Source organism: Sphingomonas sp. CCH5-D11, from assembly GCF_001557395.1.
Taxonomy (GTDB): domain Bacteria; phylum Pseudomonadota; class Alphaproteobacteria; order Sphingomonadales; family Sphingomonadaceae; genus Sphingomonas.
Genome location: NZ_LSKH01000009.1, coordinates 1 through 5,958 on the forward strand (window position 1 = coordinate 1; position 5,958 = coordinate 5,958).

Here is a 5,958-nt window from a genome sequence, read left to right on the forward strand (position 1 = left end):
AAAAGGGCGGCGATCCCGCCAATGTGGTGGCGGACCGGCGCGAATTCGGTGATCTTGGCCGCGCCGGGATCCGCCTTCAGGCGGCGCTGTGTGCGCTCGAGCTGCTGATGCCGCCTGCGGAGGCCGAGGATCCGCCCTCCCCGTAAAGCTTGCGCGCCCTTTCCTCAAAGGCGCCAATCATCTTGCGAAGCGCGACGGTGAACACCTGGCCCGCCAGCATCTCGAACATCCGGTTCTTGAACTGGAAGTCGACGGTGAAATCGACCAGGCAGCCGTCGCCGTCAGGGCGGAAACGCCAATCATTGTGCAAATACTTCAGCGGGCCATCCACATAATCGACGTGGATGCGCTCCGGTCGCTGCTTTTCCACCCGCGAGGTGAACGTCTCGCGCAGCCCTTTGAAGCCGACGATCATGTCGGCCACTGTTTCCTCCGGCTCGTCCTTGCGCACCCGCATGGCGATCACCCAAGGCAAGAATTCCTGATAGGCCTTCACGTCGGCGACCAGATCAAACATCTGTTCCGGCGTGTAGGGCATCGCCCGTGTTTCGCTATGCTTTGGCAAGCTGAGCCTCGCGAGCGGCGCGCAGCTTCGCGAAATCATCCCCCGCGTGGTAGCTCGAACGGGTCAGCGGAGACGAGGCGACCAGCAGGAATCCCTTGGCCCGTGCGATTGCCGCGTAGGCGTCGAACGCCTTGGGCGTCACGAAGTCCATCACCTTGGTGTGCTTTGGCGTGGGCTGAAGATACTGGCCCATGGTCAGGAAATCGATGTCGGCGGAGCGCATGTCGTCCATTACCTGATGGACCTCCAGCCGCTCTTCGCCAAGGCCGAGCATCACGCCAGACTTGGTGAAGATCGACGGATCATGCCGCTTCACGCTCTCCAGCAGCCGCAGCGAGGCATAATAACGCGCGCCGGGGCGGATGGTCGGGTACAGCCGCGGCACCGTTTCCAGATTGTGGTTGTAGACGTCGGGCCGCGCGGCAACGATCGATTCGACCGCCGCCTGCGTCTTGTTGCGGAAGTCCGGCGTCAGGATCTCGATGGTGGTGCTGGGCGTATTCCGCCGCAGCGCCTCGATCACCTTCACGAACTGCGAAGCGCCGCCATCCGGCAAGTCGTCGCGATCGACGGAGGTGATCACGATATGTTGCAAGCCCATCTCGGCTGCCGCAACCGCGACATGCTCCGGCTCCAGCGGATCCACCGCGCGCGGCATGCCGGTCTTCACGTTGCAGAAGGCACAGGCCCGCGTGCACGTGTCGCCCAGGATCATCACCGTGGCATGCTTCTTGGTCCAGCACTCCCCGATGTTCGGGCAAGCGGCTTCCTCGCACACGGTGGCGAGGTTGAGCCGGCGCATCAGCTGCTTGGTCTCGGCGAACCCTACGGAGGTGGGCGCCTTGACGCGGATCCAATCGGGTTTGCGGGCGCGTTCCGGCCGGGCGAGCGGGGTAATCTCGGTCATGTCGCGGTGCGAGATAGCGACTGCCATCGCGCGAAACAACGCGTATAGGGCGGACATGACCGTCTTCTCCGATCTTGTCGCCGGCTATAGCCGTTTTCGTGAACAGGGCTGGGCAGAGGAACGCGAGCGCTGGGCGCGCTTGGCGGAGGGTCAGTCGCCCAAGGTCATGGTAATTGCGTGCTCCGACAGCCGCACCGATCCGGCAATGGTCTTCGACACGTCGCCCGGTGAAATCTTCGTCGTGCGCAACGTCGCCAATCTCGTCCCGCCGTTTGAAACCGGCGGGGGCCGCCACGGCGTTTCGGCCGCCCTCGAGTTCGCTGTCACGCAGCTGAAGGTAGAGGAGGTCGTGGTGATGGGCCACGGCATGTGCGGGGGCGTTCACGCCTCGCTGACGGATCGCTTTGCCCAGGCTGATCCGGGTGAAGGAGGCTTCATCGCGCACTGGATCGACCTGCTCGACGAGGCACGCGATCGGATCGTGGCCGAGCATGGCACTGGCGAAGACGCGGTCCACGCGCTGGAACTGGAAACGGTGCGCGTCAGCATCGCCAACCTGCGCACCTTCTCGTTCGTCAAGGAGGCGGAAGCCGCTGGCCAGCTCAAGCTGCGCGGCGCGTGGTTTTCCATTCGTCAGGGCGTGCTCTGGGTGATGGACGATAGCGGCACGTTCGCCCCCGCGAACTGATCTATCTACGAGTCTCAGTCCCGCTGCGCGCTACTGTTAGCCGCGGGACCCGTTCACGCTACCGGTACTTGCCCGCCGATCGTGGCGAGCAACCGGGCGAGCTTGGTCTCGATCACCCGGTCTTCTGCGTGATTCGCGGACAGGGCCGGAAGCATGGCAGGCGATTCGCTGCCGGCCAGCGCCATCGCTGTCTCGATGGAAACGATCTCTGCCGCTTTCGCCTTGCGCAGTGCGCCGATCAAAGCGGTATCGAGGATGGCCCCGCGTTGGTGGCTGCGCGCATCGCGATCGGCATCGTCAAGGATGCCGCTCATCCACAGATTGGCTGGCGCACCGTTCAGGTCGGCGATGCCGTCGAGCCGCGCAGCGTGGCGCCTGGCATTCGCGCGATCGCGCTCGATCACCTCCTGCAGGCCGGCATCGGACGCCGTTTCCGCCAGCGGTAGCAGTCGGTCGATCAGCAGCTGCTTGCCCGCGCGAAGGTCCTGGAGGGCAACGTGAAGCAAGGCGGCGCGCGATGCGGTAAGCGACATCCTCACTTAGCGCATGCGTCGCCGCCGGGTTCCCATGCTTCAGCCGGCGTCGGGCGCGACCGCCTTTGTCACGTCCTTCGGCTGCTCCGCGGTGACACGGATGTTCAGCTCGCGCAGCTGCTTCGCCGTGGCGAAGTTCGGCGCGCCCATCATCAGGTCCTCGGCCTTCTGCGTCATCGGGAAGACGATCACTTCGCGAATGTTCGGCTCATCGGCGAGCAGCATGACGATACGGTCGATCCCCGGAGCCGAGCCGCCGTGCGGCGGTGCGCCGTACTTGAACGCGTTGATCATGCCCGCGAAGTTCGTGTCGACATCGGCCTGCGAATAACCGGCAATTTCGAACGCCTTGTACATGATCTCCGGCCGATGGTTCCGGATCGCGCCCGATGACAGCTCGATGCCGTTGCACACGATGTCATATTGGTAGGCGAGGATATCCAGCGGATCCTTGGTCTCCAGCGCCTCCAGCTCGCCCTGCGGCATGCTGAAGGGATTGTGACTGAAGTCGACCTTCTTGGCGTCCTCGTCATATTCGAACATCGGGAAGTCGACGATCCAGCAGAACTCGAACCGGCTCTTGTCGATCAGATCCAGCTGCTCGGCGACCCGGGTGCGGGCAAGCCCGGCCAGCTTGGCAGCCTGCGCTTCCTTGCCCGCTGCGAAGAACACACCGTCGTCAGGCCCCAGCCCCAGCGCCTCGGCCAGCTCACGCATGCCGATATCGCCATGGTTCTTGGCGATCGGGCCGCCGAATTCGCCGCCCTTGCGGGTGGCATAGCCAAGGCCGGCGAAGCCTTCGGACTGCGCCCAGGCGTTCATGTCGTCGAAGAACTTGCGGCTCTTGTCCGCCGTGTTCGGCGCTGGGATCGCGCGCACCACATCGCCAGCCTCGACGATCGAGGCGAAGCGGCCGAAGCCCGATCCCGAGAAGAAGCCGCTGACGTCCTGGATCACCAGCGGGTTGCGCAGGTCCGGCTTGTCGTTGCCGTATTTCAGCATCGATTCGCGATACGGGATGCGCTTGAACGGCAGCGGCGACACCGTGCGGCCCTTGCCCTGCCAGTTGGCGAATTCCTCGAACACGCCGTGCAGCACCGGCTCGATCGCGGCGAACACGTCCTCCTGCGTGACATAGCTCATCTCGAAGTCGAGCTGGTAGAATTCACCGGGGGAGCGGTCGGCGCGCGCGTCCTCGTCGCGGAAGCAGGGCGCGATCTGGAAATAACGGTCGAAACCGGCAACCATCAGCAGCTGCTTGAACATCTGCGGCGCCTGCGGAAGCGCATAGAATTTGCCCGGATGAACCCGGCTGGGCACCAGATAATCGCGCGCACCCTCCGGGGAGGAAGCGGTCAGGATCGGCGTCTGGAATTCGGTAAAGCCCTGGTCCACCATGCGGCGACGGATGGAAGCGATCACGCTAGAACGCAGCATGATGTTCGCGTGCAGCTTCTCGCGCCGCAGGTCCAGGAAGCGGTAGCGGAGGCGGATGTCCTCGGGATATTCCTGCTCGCCGGCGACCGGCATCGGCAGTTCCTGCGCCTGGCTCTGGATGGTCACGCCGCGCGCGAACACTTCGATCTCGCCCGTCGCGAGATTCGGGTTTACCGTCCCTTCGGCCCGCGCCTTCACCAGCCCGTCGATGGTGATGACCGATTCGACCCGCAGCCCTTCCAGGATCGGCAGCGCCGGCGAATCACTGTCTGCCACGATCTGCGTGATGCCGTAATGATCGCGAAGATCGACGAACAGCACGCCGCCGTGATCTCGCTTGCGATGGATCCATCCCGACAGGCGAACCTCGGAACCGACCTCGGCGGCGGTGAGCGCGGCGCAAGTATGCGAACGATAGGCGTGCATCTATGTCATCTCATATGCACCACCCCGGCGGAGGGCCGGGGCCCAGGGTCGGGCCGTCCGTAGCTGGACCCCTTCTTGCGTCGGGGCGGTGAGGTTTTTGGATCGGCCGCCCCTCCCCTTCCATCCCCTCTTTGTCAACCCGCGCGCGTGGGTCTATGGGGCGCCGCTTATGCACGTTCACCCGCTCATCACCGACAGCGCCACTCTCGCCAACCTGTGCGCCCGTCTCGCCGACGCTCCCTTTGTGTGCGTCGATACCGAGTTCATGCGGGAGAACACGTACTGGCCGGAACTCTGCCTGATCCAGATCGCCGATACCGAGGAAGCGGCCGCAATCGATCCGAAAGCGCCCGATCTCGATCTGCAGCCGTTGCTCGACCTACTCGTCAACAATGAGGAGGTGCTGAAGGTCTTCCACGCTGGTGGCCAGGACATCGAGATCATCTACAATCTCACGGGCAAGACGCCGCATCCCATGTTCGACACGCAGGTCGCCGCCATGGCGCTCGGCCAGGGGGAGCAGATCGGCTATTCCAACCTTGTGGATAGCTGGCTCGGCATTCAGGTCGACAAGGGTGCCCGCTTCACCGACTGGTCGCGCCGCCCGCTTGATCAGCGGCAGGTCGATTACGCCATCGGGGATGTGACCCATCTGTCGAAGATCTTCCCACGCATGCTGGAGCGCCTGAAGAAGACTGGACGGGGGCAATGGCTGGATCAGGAAATGGAGCGGATCTCCGATCCCGCCAATTACGCCAATGACCCCGATCTCGCCTGGAAGCGGGTGCGCATCTCCGGGCGCCGGCCTGACGTGCTGGGGCGTCTAAAGGCGATCGCCCGCTGGCGCGAGGTGGAGGCGCGGGCGAAGGATCTGCCGCGCGGCCGCATCGTGAAGGACGAAACGCTCGCCGATCTGGCCGGGCATCCCCCGCGCAAGCAGGTGGATCTCGCCAAGGTGCGCGGCCTCTCCGCCACCTGGGCGTCGAACGACATTGGCAAGCGCCTGCTGGCGGCGATTGAGGCAGCACAGCCCCTTTCCGCCGATGAGATGCCGCCGCGCGAGGACCGCAAGCCGGGGCTCGGGAAGGATGGCGCTCTGGTTGCCGATCTCCTGAAGCTGCTGCTCAAGATCCGCGCGCGCGACATCGACGTCGCACCGCGCCTGCTCGCCCGCAGCGAGGAGCTGGAGGCGCTGGCAGCCGGGCAGCGCGATCAGCTTGCAATCCTGCAAGGCTGGCGTTTCGATCAATTCGGGCGCGACGCGCTCGATCTGGTCGAAGGCCGGCTCGGCTTTGCGGTGGTCGGCGGGAAGCTTAAGATGACACGGACGGAGGATGTGGCATGAAGGCGATACTGGCTGCTGCCGTGGCACTGGCGGGCTGCACCGCCGCCGATCAGGCAC

At 64.6% G+C, this 5,958-nt stretch carries 6 protein-coding genes and 1 pseudogene; 3 read left to right on the forward strand and 4 right to left on the reverse strand.

Features of this window, described 5'->3' with window-relative positions; translation table 11 throughout:
- A pseudogene (locus tag AX702_RS22755) lies at nucleotides 1–146 on the forward strand (competence protein); the annotation flags it as partial.
- On the opposite strand, the gene AX702_RS00455 reads toward AX702_RS22755, so the two are convergent.
- Together AX702_RS00455 and lipA are read right to left on the reverse strand one after the other, a co-directional pair.
- On the reverse strand, nucleotides 77–565 hold the full coding sequence (locus tag AX702_RS00455) for a type II toxin-antitoxin system RatA family toxin (protein ID WP_066774965.1): 489 nt from the start codon (nucleotides 563–565) through the stop codon (nucleotides 77–79). The pseudogene AX702_RS22755 and the gene AX702_RS00455 sit on opposite strands and share 70 nt — an antisense overlap.
- The gene (lipA, locus tag AX702_RS00460) at nucleotides 552–1,472 is read right to left on the reverse strand and encodes a lipoyl synthase (RefSeq protein WP_066774977.1); all 921 of its coding nucleotides are present in this window, start codon (nucleotides 1,470–1,472) and stop codon (nucleotides 552–554) included. The genes AX702_RS00455 and lipA overlap by 14 nt, the downstream gene beginning before the upstream one ends.
- 55 nt (nucleotides 1,473–1,527) lie before the next feature.
- On the opposite strand from lipA, the gene AX702_RS00465 reads away from it, so the two are divergent.
- The gene (locus tag AX702_RS00465) at nucleotides 1,528–2,160 is read left to right on the forward strand and encodes a carbonic anhydrase (protein WP_066774967.1); all 633 of its coding nucleotides are present in this window, start codon (nucleotides 1,528–1,530) and stop codon (nucleotides 2,158–2,160) included.
- A gap of 53 nt (nucleotides 2,161–2,213) precedes the next feature.
- Here the strand turns inward: AX702_RS00465 and AX702_RS00470 are convergent, their stop codons facing one another.
- Together AX702_RS00470 and aspS are read right to left on the reverse strand one after the other, a co-directional pair.
- Complete coding sequence (locus tag AX702_RS00470) at nucleotides 2,214–2,693, reverse strand: DUF892 family protein (protein ID WP_066774969.1); 480 nt, start codon at nucleotides 2,691–2,693, stop codon at nucleotides 2,214–2,216.
- Between the two features lie 39 nt (nucleotides 2,694–2,732).
- Nucleotides 2,733–4,556, reverse strand: a complete 1,824-nt coding sequence (gene aspS / locus AX702_RS00475) for an aspartate--tRNA ligase (RefSeq protein ID WP_066774972.1) — start codon at nucleotides 4,554–4,556, stop codon at nucleotides 2,733–2,735.
- Between the two features lie 169 nt (nucleotides 4,557–4,725).
- On the opposite strand from aspS, the gene rnd reads away from it, so the two are divergent.
- Nucleotides 4,726–5,901, forward strand: a complete 1,176-nt coding sequence (gene rnd, locus AX702_RS00480) for a ribonuclease D (protein WP_066774975.1) — start codon at nucleotides 4,726–4,728, stop codon at nucleotides 5,899–5,901.
- Nucleotides 5,902–5,958 lie beyond the last annotated feature (57 nt).

Excerpts from the sequence above, each read along its gene's own strand:
- aspS (WP_066774972.1), bottom strand. The coding sequence starts at position 4,556 with ATGCACGCCTATCGTTCGCATACTTGCGCCGCGCTCACCGCCGCCGAG.
- rnd (WP_066774975.1), top strand. The coding sequence starts at position 4,726 with ATGCACGTTCACCCGCTCATCACCGACAGCGCCACTCTCGCCAACCTG.
- AX702_RS00470 (WP_066774969.1), bottom strand. The coding sequence starts at position 2,693 with ATGTCGCTTACCGCATCGCGCGCCGCCTTGCTTCACGTTGCCCTCCAG.
- AX702_RS00465 (WP_066774967.1), top strand. The coding sequence starts at position 1,528 with ATGACCGTCTTCTCCGATCTTGTCGCCGGCTATAGCCGTTTTCGTGAA.
- lipA (WP_066774977.1), bottom strand. The coding sequence starts at position 1,472 with ATGACCGAGATTACCCCGCTCGCCCGGCCGGAACGCGCCCGCAAACCC.